This is a genomic window from Rhizobium sp. CECT 9324 (assembly GCF_918741265.1).
Taxonomy (GTDB): Bacteria; Pseudomonadota; Alphaproteobacteria; order Rhizobiales; family Rhizobiaceae; genus Allorhizobium.
Genome location: NZ_CAKKMZ010000001.1, coordinates 1,703,151 through 1,722,232, shown reverse-complemented (window position 1 = coordinate 1,722,232; position 19,082 = coordinate 1,703,151). Strand labels below are relative to the sequence as shown.

Annotated in this window: 23 protein-coding genes and 1 pseudogene; 1 reads left to right on the top strand and 23 read right to left on the bottom strand. The window is 65.5% G+C overall.

Annotated elements, in window-relative coordinates:
- Positions 1–31: 31 nt before the first annotated feature.
- The 13 genes and pseudogenes from LQ231_RS08520 to LQ231_RS08460 form a co-directional block, all read right to left on the bottom strand.
- Positions 32–1,426, bottom strand: coding sequence for an ATP-binding protein (locus tag LQ231_RS08520; protein WP_113143890.1), 1,395 nt, complete (start codon positions 1,424–1,426; stop codon positions 32–34).
- Positions 1,423–2,088: a response regulator transcription factor gene (locus tag LQ231_RS08515; protein WP_113143889.1), complete on the bottom strand. Its 666-nt coding sequence runs from the start codon at positions 2,086–2,088 to the stop codon at positions 1,423–1,425. Before LQ231_RS08515 ends, LQ231_RS08520 begins: the two co-directional genes overlap by 4 nt.
- An 84-nt stretch (positions 2,089–2,172) precedes the next feature.
- Positions 2,173–2,454 carry a hypothetical protein gene (locus LQ231_RS08510; protein ID WP_230173295.1) on the bottom strand — a complete coding sequence of 94 codons (282 nt, stop codon included), beginning with the start codon at positions 2,452–2,454 and terminating at the stop codon, positions 2,173–2,175.
- A gap of 167 nt (positions 2,455–2,621) precedes the next feature.
- Positions 2,622–2,831, bottom strand: a complete 210-nt coding sequence (locus LQ231_RS08505; RefSeq protein WP_230171022.1) for a hypothetical protein — start codon at positions 2,829–2,831, stop codon at positions 2,622–2,624.
- A 34-nt stretch (positions 2,832–2,865) separates the two neighbouring features.
- Positions 2,866–6,651 carry a glycoside hydrolase/phage tail family protein gene (locus LQ231_RS08500; protein WP_230171021.1) on the bottom strand — a complete coding sequence of 1,262 codons (3,786 nt, stop codon included), beginning with the start codon at positions 6,649–6,651 and terminating at the stop codon, positions 2,866–2,868.
- Positions 6,652–6,654: 3 nt separating this feature from the next.
- Positions 6,655–7,209, bottom strand: a complete 555-nt coding sequence (locus LQ231_RS08495) for an NlpC/P60 family protein (RefSeq protein WP_230171020.1) — start codon at positions 7,207–7,209, stop codon at positions 6,655–6,657.
- Positions 7,210–7,375: 166 nt separating this feature from the next.
- Positions 7,376–7,525, bottom strand: a pseudogene (locus LQ231_RS08490) (phage BR0599 family protein); the annotation flags it as partial.
- 111 nt (positions 7,526–7,636) lie between these two features.
- A complete protein-coding gene (locus tag LQ231_RS08485; protein WP_230171019.1) occupies positions 7,637–8,533 on the bottom strand; it encodes a DUF2163 domain-containing protein in 897 nt (298 codons plus the stop codon).
- Positions 8,530–9,165, bottom strand: a complete 636-nt coding sequence (locus LQ231_RS08480) for a DUF2460 domain-containing protein (protein ID WP_230171018.1) — start codon at positions 9,163–9,165, stop codon at positions 8,530–8,532. The genes LQ231_RS08485 and LQ231_RS08480 overlap by 4 nt, the downstream gene beginning before the upstream one ends.
- Positions 9,166–9,394: 229 nt before the next feature.
- A complete protein-coding gene (locus LQ231_RS08475; protein ID WP_230171017.1) occupies positions 9,395–10,048 on the bottom strand; it encodes a phage tail tape measure protein in 654 nt (217 codons plus the stop codon).
- 179 nt (positions 10,049–10,227) lie between these two features.
- Complete coding sequence (locus tag LQ231_RS08470; RefSeq protein ID WP_230173294.1) at positions 10,228–10,413, bottom strand: phage tail assembly chaperone; 186 nt, start codon at positions 10,411–10,413, stop codon at positions 10,228–10,230.
- A 29-nt stretch (positions 10,414–10,442) separates the two neighbouring features.
- Positions 10,443–10,814, bottom strand: a complete 372-nt coding sequence (locus tag LQ231_RS08465; RefSeq protein ID WP_230171016.1) for a gene transfer agent family protein — start codon at positions 10,812–10,814, stop codon at positions 10,443–10,445.
- Positions 10,815–10,821: 7 nt separating this feature from the next.
- Positions 10,822–11,229, bottom strand: coding sequence for a phage major tail protein, TP901-1 family (locus LQ231_RS08460; RefSeq protein WP_230171015.1), 408 nt, complete (start codon positions 11,227–11,229; stop codon positions 10,822–10,824).
- Between the two features lie 125 nt (positions 11,230–11,354).
- Between LQ231_RS08460 and LQ231_RS08455 the strand changes: the two genes are divergently transcribed.
- On the top strand, positions 11,355–12,587 hold the full coding sequence (locus LQ231_RS08455) for an MFS transporter (protein ID WP_230171014.1): 1,233 nt from the start codon (positions 11,355–11,357) through the stop codon (positions 12,585–12,587).
- A 144-nt stretch (positions 12,588–12,731) separates the two neighbouring features.
- On the opposite strand, the gene LQ231_RS08450 is transcribed toward LQ231_RS08455, so the two are convergent.
- The 10 genes from LQ231_RS08450 to LQ231_RS08405 all read right to left on the bottom strand — a co-directional run bounded on the left by LQ231_RS08450 (position 12,732) and on the right by LQ231_RS08405 (position 19,073).
- Entirely contained in the window at positions 12,732–13,232 is a 501-nt protein-coding gene (locus LQ231_RS08450) for a GNAT family N-acetyltransferase (protein WP_230171013.1), read from the bottom strand.
- 7 nt (positions 13,233–13,239) lie between these two features.
- The gene (locus tag LQ231_RS08445) at positions 13,240–13,506 is read right to left on the bottom strand and encodes a DUF1778 domain-containing protein (protein WP_230171012.1); all 267 of its coding nucleotides are present in this window, start codon (positions 13,504–13,506) and stop codon (positions 13,240–13,242) included.
- Between the two features lie 65 nt (positions 13,507–13,571).
- Positions 13,572–13,973, bottom strand: a complete 402-nt coding sequence (locus LQ231_RS08440; RefSeq protein ID WP_230171011.1) for a DUF3168 domain-containing protein — start codon at positions 13,971–13,973, stop codon at positions 13,572–13,574.
- Positions 13,951–14,118, bottom strand: a complete 168-nt coding sequence (locus LQ231_RS08435) for a hypothetical protein (RefSeq protein ID WP_230171010.1) — start codon at positions 14,116–14,118, stop codon at positions 13,951–13,953. The genes LQ231_RS08440 and LQ231_RS08435 overlap by 23 nt, the downstream gene beginning before the upstream one ends.
- A complete protein-coding gene (locus LQ231_RS08430) occupies positions 14,115–14,462 on the bottom strand; it encodes a phage head closure protein (protein ID WP_230171009.1) in 348 nt (115 codons plus the stop codon). Before LQ231_RS08430 ends, LQ231_RS08435 begins: the two co-directional genes overlap by 4 nt.
- Positions 14,463–14,464: 2 nt before the next feature.
- Positions 14,465–15,034, bottom strand: coding sequence for a phage head-tail connector protein (locus tag LQ231_RS08425; RefSeq protein WP_230171008.1), 570 nt, complete (start codon positions 15,032–15,034; stop codon positions 14,465–14,467).
- A 309-nt stretch (positions 15,035–15,343) separates the two neighbouring features.
- The gene (locus LQ231_RS08420; RefSeq protein ID WP_230173292.1) at positions 15,344–16,639 is read right to left on the bottom strand and encodes a phage major capsid protein; all 1,296 of its coding nucleotides are present in this window, start codon (positions 16,637–16,639) and stop codon (positions 15,344–15,346) included.
- Positions 16,640–16,733: 94 nt separating this feature from the next.
- Positions 16,734–17,345 (bottom strand): HK97 family phage prohead protease, encoded by a 612-nt coding sequence (locus tag LQ231_RS08415; RefSeq protein WP_230171007.1) that lies wholly within the window; start codon positions 17,343–17,345, stop codon positions 16,734–16,736.
- Between the two features lie 423 nt (positions 17,346–17,768).
- The gene (locus LQ231_RS08410) at positions 17,769–18,089 is read right to left on the bottom strand and encodes a DUF6107 family protein (RefSeq protein WP_230171006.1); all 321 of its coding nucleotides are present in this window, start codon (positions 18,087–18,089) and stop codon (positions 17,769–17,771) included.
- A gap of 339 nt (positions 18,090–18,428) precedes the next feature.
- Positions 18,429–19,073: a glutathione S-transferase family protein gene (locus LQ231_RS08405; protein ID WP_230171005.1), complete on the bottom strand. Its 645-nt coding sequence runs from the start codon at positions 19,071–19,073 to the stop codon at positions 18,429–18,431.
- Positions 19,074–19,082: the final 9 nt, after the last annotated feature.

The following is a 19,082-nucleotide window of genomic DNA, read 5'->3' as shown; positions in this document are numbered from 1 at the left end:
ATAGCTCTCTGTAATCTCATAGGAAAATTGATCACGCAGTGTCCTTTGTCACAGCAGGAAGGATCACTTGTGCGCGAAGTCCGCCGATCTCGGCGCGCGACAAGCCAAAACTGCCCTGGTACTCGCCGGAAATCTCCTTGACGATCGACAGTCCGAGCCCCGTGCCCGGCTTGCTCTCGTCGAGCCTGCGGCCCCGTTTCAGCGCCTCGCCGATCTGTTCGGGCAATAATCCGGGCCCGTCATCCTCGACGATCACCTCGACCCAGCTGCGCCGCCCGTCCTGCACGCCATCGGCGGCCGGCGTGGCGGACACACGGGTGACGATCCGGGTGCGGGCAAAACGGGAGGCGTTCTCGAGCAGATTGCCGACCACTTCCTCGACATCCTGCTGTTCCATGGCAAAGGTCAGGTCGGGTGCGACCTCCAGGACAAAATCGATCTCGGCATTCAGTTTGCGCATCACCCGCACCAGACGCTCCAGCACCGGCTGGGCATCCGTTCTGGCCAGTACGCTGTCGCGCTGGGCGGCAATGCGCGCCCGGTTGAGATAGGAGCCGACCTGCGCCTGCATCGCCTCCGCCTGGGTGCTGATCACCTCGCCATGGCCCTTGTCGAGCACCCGGGCCTCGTTGAGCAGCACCGCGATCGGCGTCTTCAGCGAATGGGCGAGATTGCCGACCTGCATGCGGGCGCGCTCGACCAGACGGCGGTTGCTGTCGATCAGTGCGTTGATTTCGTTGGCAAGCGGCAGGATTTCACTCGGAAACGCGCCTTCGATGCGCTCCGCCTCACCACGGCGGATACGCTCCAGCGCGCGGCGGGCACGGTCGAGCGGCTTCAGGCCGTAGAGAATGGCGAGGCCGTTGACGATCAGGCCGCCGATGCCGACCACGGCCAGCGCCGCATAGAGGCGATTGCTGAAGAAGGCGATTTCTTCCTCGATGACTTCGAGATTGCCGGAGACGCGAAAACGCGCCGCCCGACCCTGATCGTCGAGAACCACTTCGGTTTCGACGACGCGGATCCGGTTTCCGACAGTATCGTCCATCTCGTAGAAACGCTCGTAGTTTTCGTCGAACGGCGTCTCGTCCAATCCCGGCACGGCGAGGTTGGCCATGCCGAGCGAGGCCGACGCGAGCGGCGCCGTCGCGTAGTTTCCCAGCGGCTCGACCAGCCAGTACCAGCCGGTCTCGGGCTGGGAAAAGCGCAGATCGCCAAGTGCCGGACTGCCGGCAAGGCTGTCGCCGTCGCCGATCGAGACGGAGTTGACGACGTTATAAAGCTGGGCACGCAGCAGATTGTTGAAGCCGCGTTCGACACCCTCCCGGTAGAGGGTGGAAATCGCCACCGCGATGGTCACAAACGACAGCGCCGACCAGAGGGTGGCGAGCAGGAGGACGCGCGCGGTGAGCGAGCGGATCCTCATGCGGCAGGGGCTTGGATACGGTAGCCTAGGCCGCGCACGGTCTCGATCATGTCGATGCCGATCTTCTTGCGCAACCGGCCGACAAAAACCTCGATCGTGTTGCTGTCACGATCGAAATCCTGGTCGTAAAGGTGCTCGACCAGTTCTGTGCGCGACACGACCTCGCCCATGTGGTGCATGAGGTAGGACAGGAGCCGATATTCGTGCGAGGTCAGCTTCAGCGTCACGCCGTTGACCACGGCCTTGGAGCTCTTGGTGTCGAGGCGCACAGGTCCGCAGACGATTTCCGACGACGCATGGCCGGCGGCGCGGCGGATCAGCGCGCGGATGCGGGCGAGCACTTCCTCGACATGGAATGGCTTGGTGACATAATCGTCAGCGCCGGCGTCGATGCCGGAGACCTTGTCCGACCAGCGGTCGCGGGCCGTCAGGATCAGCACCGGCATGACCCGGCCCGACGCACGCCACTTTTCCAGCAGCGTGATGCCGTCCATTTCGGGCAGGCCGATATCGAGGATCACCGCGTCATACGGTTCGGTATCGCCGAGGAAATGCCCCTCCTCGCCGTCAAAGGCCTTGTCGACGACATAGCCCGCCTCCTGCAAGGCTTCGACCAGCTGGCGATTGAGATTGATATCGTCCTCGACGACGAGAATGCGCATGAAGCCCTACCCCCAGTATTCTCACATGCAACCGCATAAATATTGGCACATGTCTCGACAGCCCGACCGAACGGTCAGCGCCATTTATCCGGCAACCCGCATTGTGACCTTGCGGGGACGCTCGCTGCCATTGCCCGGCACAAGCACGATGATCACGCATTCACCGCCCGATTCGCGCACCGAAAGCAACTGCCCGCCAACTTCCGCCACGACACGGGCCGCCGCCGCACGGCAATCGGCCGCGTTCTGCGCCAGCAACTGGCCTTCGACCCGCTGCGGCCGACCGGCCTCCTGCCCAAGCGCCGGCAGGGCATAGGCTGCCCCCGTCGCGGCCACCGAGGCGGCGCAAGACACGGCCCCGGACACGGCCATGGCGAAAGCCAATCGCGTGATTTTCATGAATAATGCCATTTCTGCTTCTTCTTGGTGACGTCCACTCTGGCAATTTATGTACCGCACCCCTTCTGAATGGCAAATGAATGCTTGTCCATGTCGTGTGACAGAGCGTGATCCGGCAGCCCTTTTCTTCCCTTTCACCCCCCCACCCCCTTCGTCGCCGTCAGCCGGCCATAGAGAGCGAGCAGGCCGCCGAACGTGCCGGCCAGCGTCACCAGCGCATCGGCCAGCACGGCCTGATCGCTGCCGGCAAGATCAAGCCCTGCCCCGCGCAGCAGTGGTGCGGCCATGGCGATCAGCGCGCCCCAGACGGTCTTCGACTGGTACCAGGGTTTCATATCCAGCATGATGTCTCTCCTGTTTGTCTTGGTTTGGAAAAATTCAGAGGATGCGAACTGTCGCCTCGGCGGTGATGCCTGCCGCCAGCCGGCCGAGCTGACGGACCCGCAGGGTCAATTCGGTCTGGGCGATGCCGAAATCGGCAATTTCTTCGAGTTGCGGATAGGTCCATTGCGGCTCGCCCACCTCCAGCCTGCGCCGCACAACCGTGCCGTCGATCAGTTCCAGCCGGTAGGCCTCGGCGGGTTCATCAAGCGGAATATCGGTGGCCGTCCAGCCATCGGCGTCGATCCGTCCCCGCCTGACCCAGCCGATGCCGATATCGCCGCTTTCCAGCCTTGTGGCCGTCAGATGCACCGGCGAAAGCGGCGTTTCCGCCCGGATCCCGCCGGAAAACAGCCGCCGCTCGGAGGCACCGGCTGCCATGCCGGCCGGCTCGAACATCCAGTTCTGCGGCCTGCCTCGCTCATCCGTCGTCAGTGCCAAAACCTGCACCGCCGGATCGAGCAGGACCACCGCCGCGCCTTCGACCGCACCCGACGCCATGGCGTCTTCCGTGCCGCCGAGCGCGCGCAGCAGTCCGGTCAGGCGGAAGCGATTGACCGAGATTTCCTCGGCCGTGGTAAACGACAGCACCTCGCAAAGCCCGTTCGCGCAGGTGACCGCCAGCCGGTTCCCGCCGTTCAGCACCGCCAGCCGGCTTGCCGAAGACAGCGCCGCGAATGTCAGCTCGACGACCAGCGCCTGGGCATGATCAAACCGGCCGCGCGGGCCCGGCGCCAGTGGCGCCACCAGCCGCCCAAGCGTTGCCGGCCTCTCCAGCATCAGCCGCGGCCGATAGCCTTCCGCCTCCACCGAACTCGACACGACAATACGCCGCCAGGGCCTGCAGAATGCGGCGACCGCCGCATCACCGGCCATCGCGCCATTTTCCAGCCGCGGCAGATCGAAAAACTGCACCACCGGCGCAAAACCCTCAGCCGCCGGATTGTCCGGGCTGCGGCCGGGTTCCTGCGGCACGACGGGCGCCGAGACCTGGCCGGCAAAACTGCGCAGTGTCAGCCGCCGTTCCAGTCCGTCATCGATCTCGGTGACCACAAATCGGCCGGACGGACCGTCGGCAATGCTCAGCACATCGCCCGGCTGCACCGCCATCTCGCCCGGCCCGAGCGCCAGCTGCAGGGTTCGTCGGGCCAGACGGTTGTCGCGCAACCAGGTTTCGGCGGCAGCGATGCCGGTCTCTTCGGCGATCACCGCCGGCAGGTCACGGGCCAGTTGCCGCTGCGTGGCGGCATCCAGCTTGCGCGATCGGGCGCTGGTTTCGCCATAGTCGGCCGCCGGATCATAGAAAGTGATCAGCGCTTCGGAGGCAAAATCGCCGTCATGGCCGCGCGTCTCGCTCCATAGCGGCTGCCCGTCGATATCGGCGAGCACGTCGATCCGGCGCGCCGGCAGGCTGGCGGTGGTGCGGCTGCGAAAGCGCAGGATCCCGCCATCCTCGATGACGTCGATCTGAAACACCTCGATCAGCGGCTCGATCAGGTCGCGCGCCGCGGTCAGGTCGCCCTTTATATAGCCGCCGAGATCGCCGGCCACTTCGGAAACGTCGAAATCGAAAAATCCATGATCGGTGAGGATGGCGGCAATGGTATCGGCCAAAGTCGCGGTGCCCAGCCTTCCGTTCAGCCAATGCCCCGTGCGCCAGTTGATGCCGTCGGCCCAGAGACCCGTATTGGCCGGAAAGGCCGGCTGCGGACGCGCATCCCAGGTCCAGACAAAAATATGCTCCGGATCGACCATGCCGGCCGGCGTCGCACCCTCTGCAGCTCCGTCCTGCCAGTGCCCCAGATGCGCCTCGAGAAAACGCCGCTGCTGGCTGTCGCTGCGCCGGCCGGCGGAAAAATGCGGCCGGGCGCTTTCCGCCGACTTGCCGTCGACAAAGACATTCGGCTGGTTTGCCCCCTTGTCGGCAGCGCCGCAGCCGAGCTCGGTGAACCAGATCGGCTTCATGCCCGGCAGCCAGGCGGTCGGCGTCGTCACTTCCACACCGCCCAGCCGGTTGAAATGCCGATTGCCCCACCAGCCTTCGAGATCCTTGAACCGGTAGACCCAGGGCTTGCCGGCCGTGCCGTCGGTGATCGGCGTGCGGATGCGGTTCTGCCGATCACTGTCCGAGGCATAATACCAGTCATAACCCTCGCCGGCCGTGATCATCCGGGCAAAAGCCGCCCGGTCGTCGGTACCGGCGAACCCGTCCGGATTTGCGCTTTCCAGATCCGCGTCGCGCCAGTCGGCCAGCGGCATATAGTTGTCGATGCCGACTGCGGTGATTGCCATATCGGCCCAGAGCGCGTCGAGATGAAAGAAGACGTCGCCGCTGCCATCGCCTGGCTGGTGGCCGAAATATTCGCTCCAGTCGGCGGCATAGGTGATCGCCGTAGCGGGCCCCAGCACCGTGCGCGCCGCCTGCGCCAGTTGGGCCAGCGCCTCGACAAAGGGAAAGGCGTCGGCGCCGTCCCTCAGCGTCGTCAGCCCGCGCAGTTCCGAACCGATCAGAAAGCCGTCGACGCCGCCCGCAGCGTTAGCCAGCGCGGCATAATGCAGGATGAAGCGCCGGTAGCCCTCTGCGCGGTTCACAAACGCATCGACCTCGGCCCGCGTCGCCGACGTTCCATCGGCCGACATCGGAAATACCGTGATGCGCCCACGCCAGGGATAGGCAGCCTGCTCTGCCGCGCCGTAAGGGTTGGGCAGGCCGTTTCCGGCCGGAATGTCCATCATCACAAAGGGATAGAGCGTCACCTTCAGGCCGCGCGCCTTCAGATCGCGGATCGCCTCGATGACGCTGTCATCGCTCGGACTGCCGCCATAGGCCGGCCCGCCATTGTAGCGGCTGACCACATGGGCCGCGTCGCGCCCCATGCCCGCGACGCTCCAGGCCCGGCTTTCACCCTGCCGATACGGCACCTCGACACCGGGCAGCACCCGGCATTGCCCGGCCCTGAGGTCGGTGCCGAACCAGGCAACCACCAGCGCCACATGCTCGAGATTGGGGCACAGCGCCTGCAACTCGTCGAGCGAGGCCTGCCAGTCGGTGTCGGCCGTCAGGGTATTGCGGTTGAGAAAACGCTGCTCGCCCTCGCCCGGCTGCTCCGACACCTTGAGCGTCGCATAGCCATGTTCGGTCGCGCCAGGAATGATCGTCACCGCACGGATGCGGCTTTCCAGTTCGCCAACCGCGCGGATCACCTCGAATTGCAAAAGCGGGATGCGATTGCCGAAATCATCGAGCGGCAGCCGTTCGAACACCACATAGGCCAGCCCGCGATAGGCCGGAACCTTGTCCTCTCCCTGGCGGGCCAGGATCAGCGGATCGGCCGGCTGGTCTGACGTGCCGCGATAGACACGCATCTCGATCGCGGTCAGATCCAGTTCGCGGCCATCGGCCCAGACCCGCCGCACGCCGGCCACCTCGCCCTCACAGAGCGCCAGCGCCAGATTGGCGAAATAGCGATAGCTCTCGGTCCGCGTGCCGCTTGCCTTGCCGCCGGCCCGCTCACTGACCGTCTCCTCCTCGAAACGCGTCGCCCAGATCAGCGTGCCGCCGAGCCGTGCCGTGCCGTAAAGCCTCGGGATCGCCGTGCCCTCGCTGGCGCCGCTCAGCCGTGCTGCCGAGAGCCGCGCGCCGCTCACCGTCGTGCCGCCCAGCAGGCTGCGGTCGATCATGCTGCCGGCCAGGGCGCCGGCCGCTCGGCCGAGCACTGCACCAACCGGCCCGAAGACCGAGCCGAGCGCTGCCCCTGCCGCCTGCAATAAAACCGTCGCCATGGATCAGACCTCCGGAAACCGATAGAGCCCGGCAATCCGCCGCCGCCACGCCGGCACCAGCGTCGAGCGGGTCACCGCGGATTGTTCATAGGCATGGATGAAGTGGTCGGGGACCGGATGACCCTGGACGCCCTCGTCCTCAGCACCCTCACCTGAGCCACTTTCGCCTGAGCAAAGCTCGCCTGTGCCACCCCCGTCTGGACCACCCTTGCCGACCGCCGTCGAAGCTTGATGCCGCGCCAGAATGCCGGCATGTTTGGCCGCACAGCCGGGCCGGAACCGAAAGATCACCAGATCGCCGGGCAGGCTGTGCCGAAACGAGGCCACCGGCCGGAAATGCCGCGCCGCCGCCTCCAGCAGCCGCTCCTCGCCCGATCGCTCGGCCCAGTCCGCCGCATAGGCCGGCACATGCTCCGGCTCGCATCCATAGAGCCCGCGCCAGATCCCGCGCACCAGCCCCAGGCAATCGCAGCCAATCCCGATTGCCGAACCCTGATGCCGATAGGGCGTGCCGATCCATTGCTCGGCAATGCCCAGCACCCGCACATTGATGGTCATGGGCGTATCCTTGATGAAAGAAGTTTGGGCCAGAAACGCCCCGCCAACCTCGACGCCTTCCCTCTCCCCTCGAGGGAGAGGACGCAATTTCAGCACCTTAGCGTCAGCTAAGTGCTAGAAATTGCTGGTGAGGGGGACGCTACATTCGCCGCCTCGCGACCGCGCTTCAATCAAACAGCACCGAGCCATCATGCGTGGTCTCGCCGCCGACATAGGAATAGGCAAAGTCGCTGCCCGGCATATGCGGAAAGCCCCGGAAATTCAGGCCATTGCCGAAGCGCTCCCGGCACATGGCAATACTCTTGTCGCAGCCGGCGCCTTCCCTCTCCCTTCGAGGGAGAGGACGCAATTTCAGCACCTTAGCGTCAGCTAAGTGCTAGAAATTGCTGGTGAGGGGACGCCACGTTCGCCGCCTCACCACCGCGCTTCAATCAAACAGCACCGAGCCATCATGCGTGGTCTCGCCGCTGACATAGGAATAGGCAAAGTCGCTGCCCGGCATATGCGGAAAGCCCTGGAAATTCAGGCCATTGCCGAAGCGCTCCCGGCACATGGCAAAACTCTTGTCGCAGCCGATGCTGAGCGTCACCGGATCGCCGACGACCGGCTCCGCCTCCAGCGGCAGCCAGAGCCGGATCGAAGCCGCGCCGCCTTCCGTCGCGCCGCTTTCCTCGACCGCCACCGTCCGCCCGGCGAGGATGCCGGCGTCGAACCGCAGCCGCCCCAGCCGGAAATGCCCGGCGCCGAGATCCGGCAGCCCGGCGATCACCAGCCGGTCCGGCGTTTCCACCGCCGCGACCAGAGCCATCACCCGCCGCCCGCCGACCGTCATGTCCACCCGGCAGCGGCCGTCGCCAAGGTCTGCATCGCAGCGGCGATTGTAGATCCGCCCTGTCGGCTGCTGCAGCCTGTGGGCAAAGCTCCTGAGTTCCGCCGAAAAACCCGGCCCCGCCCGGCTGACCTCGCCGATTTCCTGGAGAGCCAGCAACGCATGCTGAACCTCAGGCGCCCGCCAGTTGACCAGGAAGAGTTCAACGCGCGCGCCGTCATAACGCCCGGCAGCGAGATCCGCCTCGGTGATCGCTGCGCTGGAAAAGCCGCCCTCGACCGCTGCTGCCGGCGCCTGCAGCCCGCTCGCCACGCGCGCCTCGCTCGCCGCAAAGCCGCTCGCCGCCTCGAAGGTCGTGCCGTCAAAATCCAGCGCATGGTCATGCTCGGTAAAGCCGAGCACCGCGCCGTCGCGTCGCGTCAGCCGCCAGGCCCGGCACATGGTCGTTGCGCCCATTTCGATATGGGCGTTAAAGGCCTCGGGCAACTGTCTCATGGCGCGATCTCGATCAGCGGGATGGAGGGAATGCGGCCGGCGCGAAAGGCTTCCAGATTGAGTTCAATGCGGTCGATATCGAAACGCACCGGCACGTCGAACTCATAGCCGGCGCGGATCTCGACACCCTCTGCCGGCACATGCCCTTCGGCAAAATTGACGATGCCGGTCGCCGTATCGACGACAAATGCGCCGGCAGCCACCGGCACGCCGCCGACCGCGATGCGAACCGTGCCGTCGATCGGTTTGCTGATCTCGCGCCGATGGCTCGCCAACGCGTCGCCATAGGTCTTTGCCAGCTGGAACACGTCCATCTCGCCATCGCCGATTCCGATCAGCTGGTCGAGGCCGGTGACCGGATCGCCCGGTGCGCTGGAGGAAAAATCGACCGGATCGCGAAAGCGAAAACCGTGCAGCGCACCGCCGCGGGCCTCGAAGAATTCGAGCACCGCATAGAGATCCGCCACAGACCGCACCCCCGATCCGGCATCATAACGCCGCCTTGCATCGCGCCAGCGCCGGTTTCGCGCCTCGCGGCCGTTCGACAGGTTGACGATATCGACCTTGCGTTCCGGCCCGCCGCTGATCGACAGCGACAGGCGCAGCGGAAAACGCACCTCATGAAAGCTCATGGCACCCTCCGATGGAAAAGAAACTGCCCGCAGCGATCGCTCCGGCAGCCGCGACAATGAAATCCGGCACCGTGCCCTCCTGAAGGCTTGCCCTCCCGCAGGCGCGCGCCCAAGGCCGCGCCCCTCTGAGCGATACCCCACACAGCCGTGCCTCACAGCCATGCCTCTGACAGCGATACCCGTCCTGCGATGCCCCTGACACCACTGCCCGCCTGCAGACGCGCCACCGCTATAGATTGCGCCGGCCGCGTCCGACCGAACGGGCCAGCATGGCGGTGATCTGGCCTTCGCTGCGGGCAAAGCTCGCCGCATCGGTCGCCGTCACGTTGAAATGGATCTGGGTCACGCCGCCGCCCTCGGATGCGACGCCGAGCGACCCGTCGGCCCCACGCTTCAACGGCAGGATCGCCTCGGCCCCGGCCTCGCCCATCAGGCCGAAGCCGCCAGCCATCGGAAAGTAACTCGGCACCGAGACCACCCCGCCATCGGCAAACGGCATGATGCGCCCCGGCACGCCGCCGGCGGCAAAGGCCGGGGTGGAGCCCGCGCTGGCCGACAGACTGCCGGTCAGGCCAGAGGCCAGGCCAGAGGTCAGGCCAGAGGTCAGGCCAGAGGTCAGGCTAGACACCAGTCCGGACGTAACCTGGCCGAGCAGGCTTTCCAGCGGCTTCAGCCCGGCCGACAGGGCAATATCGGACAGCCGCACCCCGACTGTGCGCAGTGTCTCCTCCAGCCCCTTGCCACCCGTCGTCGCCGTCTTCAGCGCGCCCGTCAGCGCGCGGCCGAAACTGGCCGAGCGGCTTTCGAGATCATCGAGCACGGCCAGCGCCGCCGAACCATTGAGATCGAGCGAAACGGCAAGCCGGTCATCATCATCGGCCATAGGACCTCTCCTGTGATTGTTCGCTGAACACGCTGCGTCGATGACAGTCTTCGACGAATGCCGGAATTCTCAACTCCCCTTGAGGGGGGAGGTCGACGCGCAGCGGCGGGTGGGGGTGTTTCCCGTTACGCATCTTTTTGCCCTCAAGGCGCCCTCAAGGAGTGCCTCCAGCCACCGCGTCACCCATCCGGAAACCGCTGCATCAACCCCGCCAGCGCCGGCCGCGTCAGCGCACCGCCGCCCTGGCCGATCAGCCCGGCAACGGCTGCAAATTCGCGCAGGCTCAAGCCCCAGAACACTCTTGGATCAAGCCGCAGGCGACCGAGCCCCACAGCCATCGCCATGTCCCAGGGAAAGGGACGCATAGCTGCTGCGGTCTCATCGCCTGCGGCCATCAAGGGGAGGCTGTCGCCTCGCCCGATGCGGATTGAGGTGCGGCGGAAAACGTCACCGCCAGCAGATCACCCACCAGTCTTGCCGCGCCCGCCAGCCCGCCCTCGACCGCCATGTCGGCGACATCGTCGTCGGATAGCCGGTTGCCGCCGCCGCGCAGGCCGCAGGCAAGGATGCGGATCAGGTCGGCGCTTTTCAGCCGACCGCTTGAAAACCGGCTGCCGAGATCAGCCATGCTTTCGGCACCGAAGGCGGTTTCCAGCTCGGCGAGCGCACCCAGCGTCAGGCATAGGATACGCCGTTCACCATCGATCACCGCCTCGACCTCGCCGCGATGGCGATTGGCCCGGCTCACCGTCACAGGTTCGTGCATCGCGGCCTCACAGCGCCGCAAAGGAAACGGCACCAGCCGATTCCAGCGCCAGCTCGAAGGTCAGCTCGCCGTCGTGATTGCCGGCATATTCCAGCGCCGTCACCTGGAACGGCGCCGTCACTGTGCCGAAATCCGGGATCACCACCTGCCAGTTGAGGATCGACCCGGCAAAGAAGCTTGCCCGGACCAGCCCATCCGATGCCTGGTCCTTGAACAGGCCCGCCCCGGTCAGCGATGCCCGCCTCACCCCCGCCCCCGCCAGCAATTCGCGCCAGCGCCCGGCGCTCTCGGCATCGGTCACATCGACCGCCTGCGCATTGAATGCCAGCCTGCGCGCCCGCAATCCCGCCACCGTCACGAAACCCGCCCCCTCGTCGATCTTGAGCAGCAGATCCTTGCCCTTCTGTGCCACCATGTCCGTCGTCCTTGTGTTTGCAGAAATATTGGAATGTCTCGCTGGAAGAGATTTACCGCTGTCGCATTGCGTGTTTTCACCCTACAACCGCGCCATCCTTCCGGTTGCATTCCCCTCGAGTCGTCATGAACATTGCTCGCACCGCCCTGATTGCCGCCCTGTCTGCCAGCCAGATCATCGGCTGGGGCACCAGTTTCGACATGCCCGGCGTGCTCGGACGCAAGATCGCCGCCGATCTCGGCATGGCCAATGAAGCGGTCTTTGCCGGCCTGACGGTGATGATGCTGGTGATGGCGGCCCTCGGCCCGCTGACTGGCCGGATGATCGCCAGACACGGCGCCGCGCGCACCCTGGCCTTTGGCTCGATCCTGATGGCATTGGGCCTTTTCACGCTTGCGGCCGCACAGGGCGTGGTTCTCTATGGCCTCGGCTGGTTGCTGCTCGGGATCGGCGGCAGCCTTGGCCTCTCCGTGCCGGCGTTTGCCGCCGTGGTCGAACGCGAGGGCCGTAGCGCCAAGCGCACGATCGGCATCCTGATGATCTTCACCGGCCTGTCGTCCGCTGTCTGCTGGCCGCTGCTGGCGCTCGCCGAACAGGCGCTCGGCTGGCGCGGCGCGCTGGTCGCATCGGGCCTTGCGCAACTGATCCTTTGCCTGCCGCTCCATCTCGCCATCGGCCGGATCGCGATCGAGCGTTCCGATGCCGAGCGTGCCGCCGACAGCATCGAGCCTTTGGCGCTCAGCCGGCGCATGGGCATGATCGCCTTCCTTTTGATCGCGCTGTCGACCTCGCTGGTCAGCCTGATCACCTTCGGCCTGTCGCCGTCGCTGCTGCATATCCTCGAACTGTCCGGCGCCACGCCGCAGCTGGCGCTCGAGCTCGGCTCGCTGCGCGCCGTGTTCGGCATTTCCGCCCGCGCCGTCGATGTCGTCTTCGGTGCGCGCTCGACGCCGTTGATCACCGGCATGGTCGGCACCGGCCTCTTGGTCATCGCCACGCTGTCGCTGATCTTTTCCACCGGCGACACGACCGGGCTTTTCCTCTTCACCGCCCTTTACGGCTTCGGCTCCGGCGTCTCGACGATTGCCCGCGCGCTTCTGCCGCTGAGCTTCTTCTCCGCCAGCCGTTTCGCCGCGCAGTCTGCTCGCCTCGCCCTGCCGCAAAACCTCGCCAATGCGCTTGCGCCCGTGCTGATGACGGCGATTATCGACCGCTCCGGCGTCAATGCCGGGCTCTATCTCTGCGTCGCCTTCGCCATCATCGCCTTTTCAGCCGTCGCGGCCCTGGCCCTGATCGCGCGGCACAGCGCTCCGGACACAGCGAGCGCCGTCGGGAGCGAACCCCGCGAAATTGCGTGAAACGTCAAGCAATTCCAGCAAAAGTGGGAACCGGTTTTGCGTCAGGAATTGTGTAAAAACAAAGAGATAGAGCATTGAAGGCGACTCCGTTTTCGCCGGAAATGCTCTAGACGCCGATGGCTGAGCCGGCATGTACCGGAAAGGCTAACGGCCGATCGCCGCGAGGATGTCTTGCATCGGCAGCAGCATGGATTGCTCCAAGCCTTTCGCTGCTCGAAACCCGAAGTGCCGGTAGAACAGGCGCGCCTCGTCGTCGAGCGGATGAACCATCACGGCGCGAAACGCCACGCTCTCGCTGGCCGCAACAGTGAGCAGCAAGGCTGATCTCAGCAAGTCCCGCCCGATCCCCTGCCGGTGGAACTGCCGATCGACCGCCAGCCGCGCCAGCAAGGCAACCGGTATTTCGCCCGGAGCGCCATGACCGCCGACCTGGCGTGGCGCCTCCTTGCGATTGATCATGCCGGCGCAAAGCGAAAAATAGCCGACAACGCGCCGGTCATCCTGCACAATCACATGCGTTCGGCTAAAGCCGTTGGACTGGTTGAACAGCGCCTGCTGCTTGAGAAACTGATCGAGCACCGGTCGACCGCTCTCGAACCGATCGACGTCGTGACGATCCGTCAATGGTTCGACGAAACGTTCCATCCTCCGGTCAATCGCGCGGCGAACGCAGAAGATCGGTCAAAGCCGCGTTCGCCTTGGCCGGTCCGTCCAGCAAAGCCTCCAATTCGTCGAAAGCGGCCGCATCGAGATTGATAAAACGCCGGTCCAGGAGTTCCTGTTCGGCCGCAGCCTGGGCCGCCTCCGTCATGAAGGCCGTCATGCTCTTGCCCGTCGCCTCGGCCGCCCGCGCGATGAGATCGCGTGTCGTCAGGTCGACGCGCAGGTTTATCGTCTCGGTTTTCTTCAAGCCAGCCATGGCAAACCCCATCTGTATGGACAATGACCATACATGGCAGTCGCGTCAATTTCAACCAACCCCCACTACTCCACCACCGCCCGCATCGTCACCTCCGCCACGAACAGTCCCGTCTTCGCCTCCCGCCGGCTGACCGTCCGCCGATGCACCATGTTGACCAGTCGCAGGCTGGCCAGCGCCGGTTCCAGCCCTTGCGCCAGCTGCCGTAGCCGATCCGCCAGCACCTCCGCCTCACGTCGGCCCTGCTCGCTCCATGCCTCGAGCGTGAGCAGGACCTCGAAGCCCGTCTCGGTCCCCGTCGACCAATCCCGCGCCTCGACAGTGCCGAGGCTGATCGCCGGAAACCGCGTCGCGCGCAGCCGCCGGTCGGAAAATCCGTCCGCGCCGACCAATGCGGAAAGCGCTGCATCGGCCATCACCGCCACCTGCAGGGCCGCGAGCAATTCATTGACCGGCGCGCCCATCATCGACCTCCGTCACGTTTGAAATTCTGTCCTGCTTGCGGCCGTCCACGGGCGGTTGACGCGCGGCATCCAGCCGTTCCAGCCGCGTGTTCAATGCCCGTCGCAGCAGACGCGCCAAAGCCATGCCGGTCTCTTCCACCGCCGTCATCCGACGATCTCCCGGCAGCGGGCCAGCGCATAGCGCCCGGTCTCGTCGGGATCGCGCAGCGCGATGATGACAAACAGCCGCGCGCCCTTGCGAAACCGCTGGCCGGGGGCGAGATCGGTCCTTGCTCGCAACGTCACATGATGGGTCACGCTGGCAACGGCCCCCGCGCCCCGCTCTTCCTCGGCAAAACCCACCGGCTCGATCAGCGCCCAGACGCTAGCAAATTCGACAAAACCGATCTCCGCCCCGCCCTGGCCATCGCCGACAGGGTCGGGCCGCTCCAGCACAAGCCGCGCCGTCAGCCGGCCGGGATCAAGATCCAGCATCGCTGCCATTCGTGCCATTGTCAGAGCCTCCGCCGGCAATAGGGCGCGATCAGCCGGTCATAGCCCGGCGGCACCACCGCCGGCTGGGCCTCGGCCGGCAGCACACCGCGAAAGGCAAACATCGCCGCGACATGCTGCAGCATGGCCCGCTTCAGCGTGTCGGGCACCTCCGCGCCGGTATCGCCAAGACCGGCCTCGAAATCCACCTCGATGCCGTTCAACGCCTGGCCCGGCTGCGGCACGTCGCGCAGCCAGAGCCGCGCCGGCCGCGCCGCGCCATCGAGCAGGTGGCCATCCAGCGATACCGCCTGCGCCATGCCCTCGCCGTCATAGACCACCACCGATGTCACCCTGCGCACCGGCCCATGCGCCAGCGTCAGGATGCCGTCATCCGGCCAGCGGTCGAGGCAAAGACGCCAGCCTTGCGTGAGCAACGACAGCCCCGTCTCGCGCTCCAGATGTTCGCGCGCCGCGGCAATCAAGCCGAGCAGCAGCGCATCTTCCTCCTCGGTATCGAGCTTCAAATGCGTCCGCGTCTCGACCAGCGTCAACGGCTCCACCGCCGGCTGCGCCGTCAGGATATAGGTCATGGGATTTTTTTCCTGTTGTCTGGATGGATGGCAATTGAATTGGGTGCGGGTAGGCGGCTGCGCTACCCCCCTCTGTCGGCTCCGCCGACATCTCCCCCACACGGGGGGAGATCACCGACGCGTCGCGGCCCAAACCATTGAACCGGATGCTTTCGAAGCGCTCACGGAGGCACCGCCGCCACCCAACGCGATCTCCCCCCGTGTGGGGGAGATGCCCGGCAGGGCAGAGGGGGGTAGCCACGGCAGAGAAGCTAAAGCACCAATGGGCTACCGCTAAACCCACGCGCACCGGCCGGCCAAAGCACCCCCTCAAGCCGAAAACTTCACCAGCTTGATCGCCTCGAAATTCTGCACCCCGCCGCCGACGCGCTTGGTGGTGTAGAACAGCACATAAGGCTTGGCCGAATAGGGATCGCGCAGCACGCGCACCCCGACCCGGTCGACGACCAGGTAGCCCGAGCGAAAGTCGCCAAAGGCGATCGCCGTGGCACCGGCTGCAATCGTCGGCATGTCTTCCGCCTCGGCGACCGGGAAACCGACCAGCGAGGCCGTGTCGCCAACGCGGGCCGGCGGCTGCCAGAGATAGTTGCCATCGGCATCCTTCAGCTTGCGGATCTCACCCTGCGTCCGGCGGCTCATGACGAAGCTGCCGTTCTGGCGATGGCCGGCCTTCAGCGCGTAGATGACGTCCATCAGCACGTCCGAGGCGCCGCTGGCGGCAAAACCTCCGGCAACGCCGGTCGCCTTGTAGCCGATGCTGCCCCAGGTCCAGGCGCTGTCGAGAACCTGCGGATAGCTGAGGAAACCCTTCGGCTTGTTGATCCCATCGCCCGAGACGAAGGCCGTGCCCTCCTGCTCGGCAAATGCGATGTCGACCTCGGAGGCGATCCAGGCCTCGATGTCGACGGCGGCATCGTCGAGCAGCGCCTGGCTGGCCGCCGGCATGGCATAGAGTTCCATGGTCGGAAACGACAGTTCCGACAGTTCCGGCGTCGCGGTCTGCGGCCGGGCCGCCGTCTCGGCCACCCAGCCGGCGGCAAAACCCGCGGCTGCAAACGGCTTCTTCAGCACCGAACCCGACACCTGGCGCACGGTCGAAAGCGCCCGGATCGGCGAAATCGCGGTCAGCCGACGGCCGATCTCGCCATCGGTTTCCGGCGGCACGAGATAGCCGCCCTCGCCCGACACGCCGGCATTCAGCGCCTTCTGGTCAAGGTCGCGCAAGGCCGCATCGTCGCCACGACGGATATAGGCCTCGAAGGCCGCCTTGTGTTCGGCATCAGCGGGGCTGCGCAGATCAGGGCCCAGGCCCTGACCTTGTCCCTGACCATAACCGTGACCCTGTACATCGCGACCACCGCGCGACAGCGGCGGCCTGAGCTTCTTCAGCGCCAGTTCGTCGAGCAGCCGGCCCTGGTCGTCCATCGCCTTGTTGATCCGCTCGACCTTGTCGCGGGTCACGACATCGGCGGTCAGCTTGTGCTCGATCTCCGACAGCCGCTGGTCATTGCCCTCCTTGAAGGCCTCGAAGGCCTGCATGAAGTCCTCGAACGCTGCCGTCACCGTATCGGGTGCGGCCTTGATCTCGGGCGCCACCGTCGCCATGGCCAGGCCCGCAGTTTGGCCTGCCCGTCGCCCTGCCCCATAACCCGCCCCTTGCGCCATCCCGCTTTCCTCTATCCCCTGCTCGTTCATCGCGTCATCCTTTCATGAAGAGATTGCCTGCCATCGACCGTGCCGCCCGGCGCATCAGCCGGACCAGTTCGGTTTCCTTGTCGCGGTAGAACCGCTGATGCTTGACGTTGGAGACCCGCGCCGTCGGCAGCATCGGAAAGGTCACCACCGAGATTTCCCAGAGATCCGCTTCAAGGATGCGGCGCACGCCGCTCCTGCGGTCGGCACGGCTCCTGACGGCGCGAAAGCCGATCGACAGCCCGTCGAGCGCGCCCGCCTTCATCAGCGCATGCACCTCCCGGGCGCGCCCGACATCGGTCGCCAGCCGGCCTTCGACATAGAGCCCGCGCTCGTCCTCGCGCAGCGCCGTCCATGTGCCGATCACCTCGGCCGGGTCATGCTGATAGAGCATGCGCACGCCGCCCGCGCCGCGCTTGGCGAGCGAGGCCCTGAACGCACCCGGCTCGATCGCGTCACGGCCGAGATCGACCTCGCCGAACAGGCTGGCATAACCGGAAAACGTACCGTCACCGGCGACGCCCTTCAGCACCAGCCCGGCATATTTGAAACTCGGGGCCCCCGCTCCTGCACCCGTCCCGGCCTCAGCCCCCGTCCCAGCCTTTGATGGTCGCAGCATCTTTGTCTCCTCGCGATTGTGATGATGTGTCTCGGGCTTCTCACCGCCCAGGCCGGGTTGAACCCACGGGAGGCCGGCCCACATTCCACCCTGCCGAAATCACCCCCACCCGACGCTGCGCGTCGACCTCCCCCCTCCAGGGGGAGGTGGAGAGCGCCGTAGTCGACGGAATGAGAGGTCGACCGCAGCCACCACCCTCCCCTTGAGGGGGAGGGTCGGACCGAAGGTCCGGGGTGGGGTGACATCCCGGCCCGCCAAAACCCAGACAAGCCAAGACCTGCCCTCAATCCTATCTCCCCCCGTGTGGGGGGTGAGGAATGGTCTGCGCAGCAGAGCAAACGATCCAGTGAACCGTTTGCAGTGACGAACGGCCGGCAGGGCAGAGCGGGGTATGCCAGCCCCGGCATGGCCAAACGCCGATCCCTAGATCCCCGTCTTTCCCCCTGCCCGCGTGGTCAGCCGGACCAGAAGGCCAAGCCCCCACCAGGCGGTGAACGAGGCGAGCGTCGCGCCGGCCAGCATGATCTCGGCCGCCGACAGATGCTGCGCCAACCCCAGCCGCGTCGCGCACCACACGCCCGTCGGTCCGCCGAAGATCAGCCCGCAGGCGACGCCGGTCAGCAACCGTCCGGCGGCCTCGCGGCGACCCTTGGGCAGGAGATAGACCAGCGAGATCGCGGAGCCCGCGACAGCACCGATCAGGCGTGCGGAAAACACCCCGCCGTCATGGCTGAAGTCAGTCATTTGTTCATCTTTCACGCTTAGTCTTGGAGCCGCGCCGGCCTGAACGATCCCGCCTCTGTAGGCGTCGGCCGGCGCAATTTTCCCCCGCACAGAACCGGCACCAGTCGCCGATCGCCGCTTCATGTCGCACATGAAGTGCGGGTGTTTTTGCGAGTCGATGGAATCGCTTATGCGCCAAAGCTGAGAATTTGATTCCGCGCCTCAATGTGGCGGATGAAGTGCTTGCGGTTCCGATTCAGGTTGAGCAAGCGACGGCCGATGCCGGACGCCTCTCCCCAACCGCCGATTATCAACTGCCTCATGACCCGCTGCCCCCGGCAGCGCCGCTGCCAGATGTTTTCAGGACCGCGTCAGCGGGCATGTTGCCAGAAAGCTTTCCCGGCGGCCGATACGGTCACGCCAAGTCCGAAGGTTTTCGATCTTGCGAAATGCGTCCGCGCCTTCTGGCACCAGCAGAAAATAGTCGAGCATCGGTGCGAGATAGAGATCGGCAAGCGTCAGTCCGTCGCCACAGAACCAGAGGCTGTCAGCGAGAAAATCCGACAACGCACCGAGGCAGACAGGCATCTTTTCGCGGGCCTCGCCCACCCAGCGTTGATCGGGCGGCTCGCCGCTTGCTGCCTTCGAAACGAGCTCGACATACAGCCCCCAGACAAGGGGGCGATAGATATAGGCATCGGCAATGCTGATCAGCTGGTTCATCCGTGCCCGTCGCCTCGGGTCTTCGGGTTGCAGCCTGGGACCAGGAAAAGCCTCGTCAATATAGCGGGTGATGGCGCCGGTCTCGTACAGACGGAAACCGTCATGTTCGAATGACGGGATCTTGCCGAAGGGCTGTCTGTCGACATAACTCGCCGGCACGCTGTCCACCGCAAATATGTCGATTGGCATCAGTTCATAGTCGACACCCTTTTCGTGCAGCGTCATGCGCGCAATGCGCACATAGACACTGTCGTCGGTGCCGAAGAGAGTGATCTTGCTCATAAACTGCCC

What these genes read in the sequence shown, in the direction of transcription:
- LQ231_RS08520 (WP_113143890.1), bottom strand. Translation starts at nt 1,426, where the DNA reads ATGAGGATCCGCTCGCTCACCGCGCGCGTCCTCCTGCTCGCCACCCTC.
- LQ231_RS08515 (WP_113143889.1), bottom strand. Translation starts at nt 2,088, where the DNA reads ATGCGCATTCTCGTCGTCGAGGACGATATCAATCTCAATCGCCAGCTG.
- LQ231_RS08505 (WP_230171022.1), bottom strand. Translation starts at nt 2,831, where the DNA reads ATGCTGGATATGAAACCCTGGTACCAGTCGAAGACCGTCTGGGGCGCG.
- LQ231_RS08500 (WP_230171021.1), bottom strand. Translation starts at nt 6,651, where the DNA reads ATGGCGACGGTTTTATTGCAGGCGGCAGGGGCAGCGCTCGGCTCGGTC.
- LQ231_RS08495 (WP_230171020.1), bottom strand. Translation starts at nt 7,209, where the DNA reads ATGACCATCAATGTGCGGGTGCTGGGCATTGCCGAGCAATGGATCGGC.
- LQ231_RS08485 (WP_230171019.1), bottom strand. Translation starts at nt 8,533, where the DNA reads ATGAGACAGTTGCCCGAGGCCTTTAACGCCCATATCGAAATGGGCGCA.
- LQ231_RS08480 (WP_230171018.1), bottom strand. Translation starts at nt 9,165, where the DNA reads ATGAGCTTTCATGAGGTGCGTTTTCCGCTGCGCCTGTCGCTGTCGATC.
- LQ231_RS08475 (WP_230171017.1), bottom strand. Translation starts at nt 10,048, where the DNA reads ATGGCCGATGATGATGACCGGCTTGCCGTTTCGCTCGATCTCAATGGT.
- LQ231_RS08470 (WP_230173294.1), bottom strand. Translation starts at nt 10,413, where the DNA reads ATGCGTCCCTTTCCCTGGGACATGGCGATGGCTGTGGGGCTCGGTCGC.
- LQ231_RS08465 (WP_230171016.1), bottom strand. Translation starts at nt 10,814, where the DNA reads ATGCACGAACCTGTGACGGTGAGCCGGGCCAATCGCCATCGCGGCGAG.
- LQ231_RS08460 (WP_230171015.1), bottom strand. Translation starts at nt 11,229, where the DNA reads ATGGTGGCACAGAAGGGCAAGGATCTGCTGCTCAAGATCGACGAGGGG.
- LQ231_RS08455 (WP_230171014.1), top strand. Translation starts at nt 11,355, where the DNA reads ATGAACATTGCTCGCACCGCCCTGATTGCCGCCCTGTCTGCCAGCCAG.
- LQ231_RS08450 (WP_230171013.1), bottom strand. Translation starts at nt 13,232, where the DNA reads ATGGAACGTTTCGTCGAACCATTGACGGATCGTCACGACGTCGATCGG.
- LQ231_RS08445 (WP_230171012.1), bottom strand. Translation starts at nt 13,506, where the DNA reads ATGGCTGGCTTGAAGAAAACCGAGACGATAAACCTGCGCGTCGACCTG.
- LQ231_RS08440 (WP_230171011.1), bottom strand. Translation starts at nt 13,973, where the DNA reads ATGATGGGCGCGCCGGTCAATGAATTGCTCGCGGCCCTGCAGGTGGCG.
- LQ231_RS08435 (WP_230171010.1), bottom strand. Translation starts at nt 14,118, where the DNA reads ATGACGGCGGTGGAAGAGACCGGCATGGCTTTGGCGCGTCTGCTGCGA.
- LQ231_RS08430 (WP_230171009.1), bottom strand. Translation starts at nt 14,462, where the DNA reads ATGGCACGAATGGCAGCGATGCTGGATCTTGATCCCGGCCGGCTGACG.
- LQ231_RS08425 (WP_230171008.1), bottom strand. Translation starts at nt 15,034, where the DNA reads ATGACCTATATCCTGACGGCGCAGCCGGCGGTGGAGCCGTTGACGCTG.
- LQ231_RS08420 (WP_230173292.1), bottom strand. Translation starts at nt 16,639, where the DNA reads ATGGCGACGGTGGCGCCCGAGATCAAGGCCGCACCCGATACGGTGACG.
- LQ231_RS08415 (WP_230171007.1), bottom strand. Translation starts at nt 17,345, where the DNA reads ATGCTGCGACCATCAAAGGCTGGGACGGGGGCTGAGGCCGGGACGGGT.
- LQ231_RS08410 (WP_230171006.1), bottom strand. Translation starts at nt 18,089, where the DNA reads ATGACTGACTTCAGCCATGACGGCGGGGTGTTTTCCGCACGCCTGATC.
- LQ231_RS08405 (WP_230171005.1), bottom strand. Translation starts at nt 19,073, where the DNA reads ATGAGCAAGATCACTCTCTTCGGCACCGACGACAGTGTCTATGTGCGC.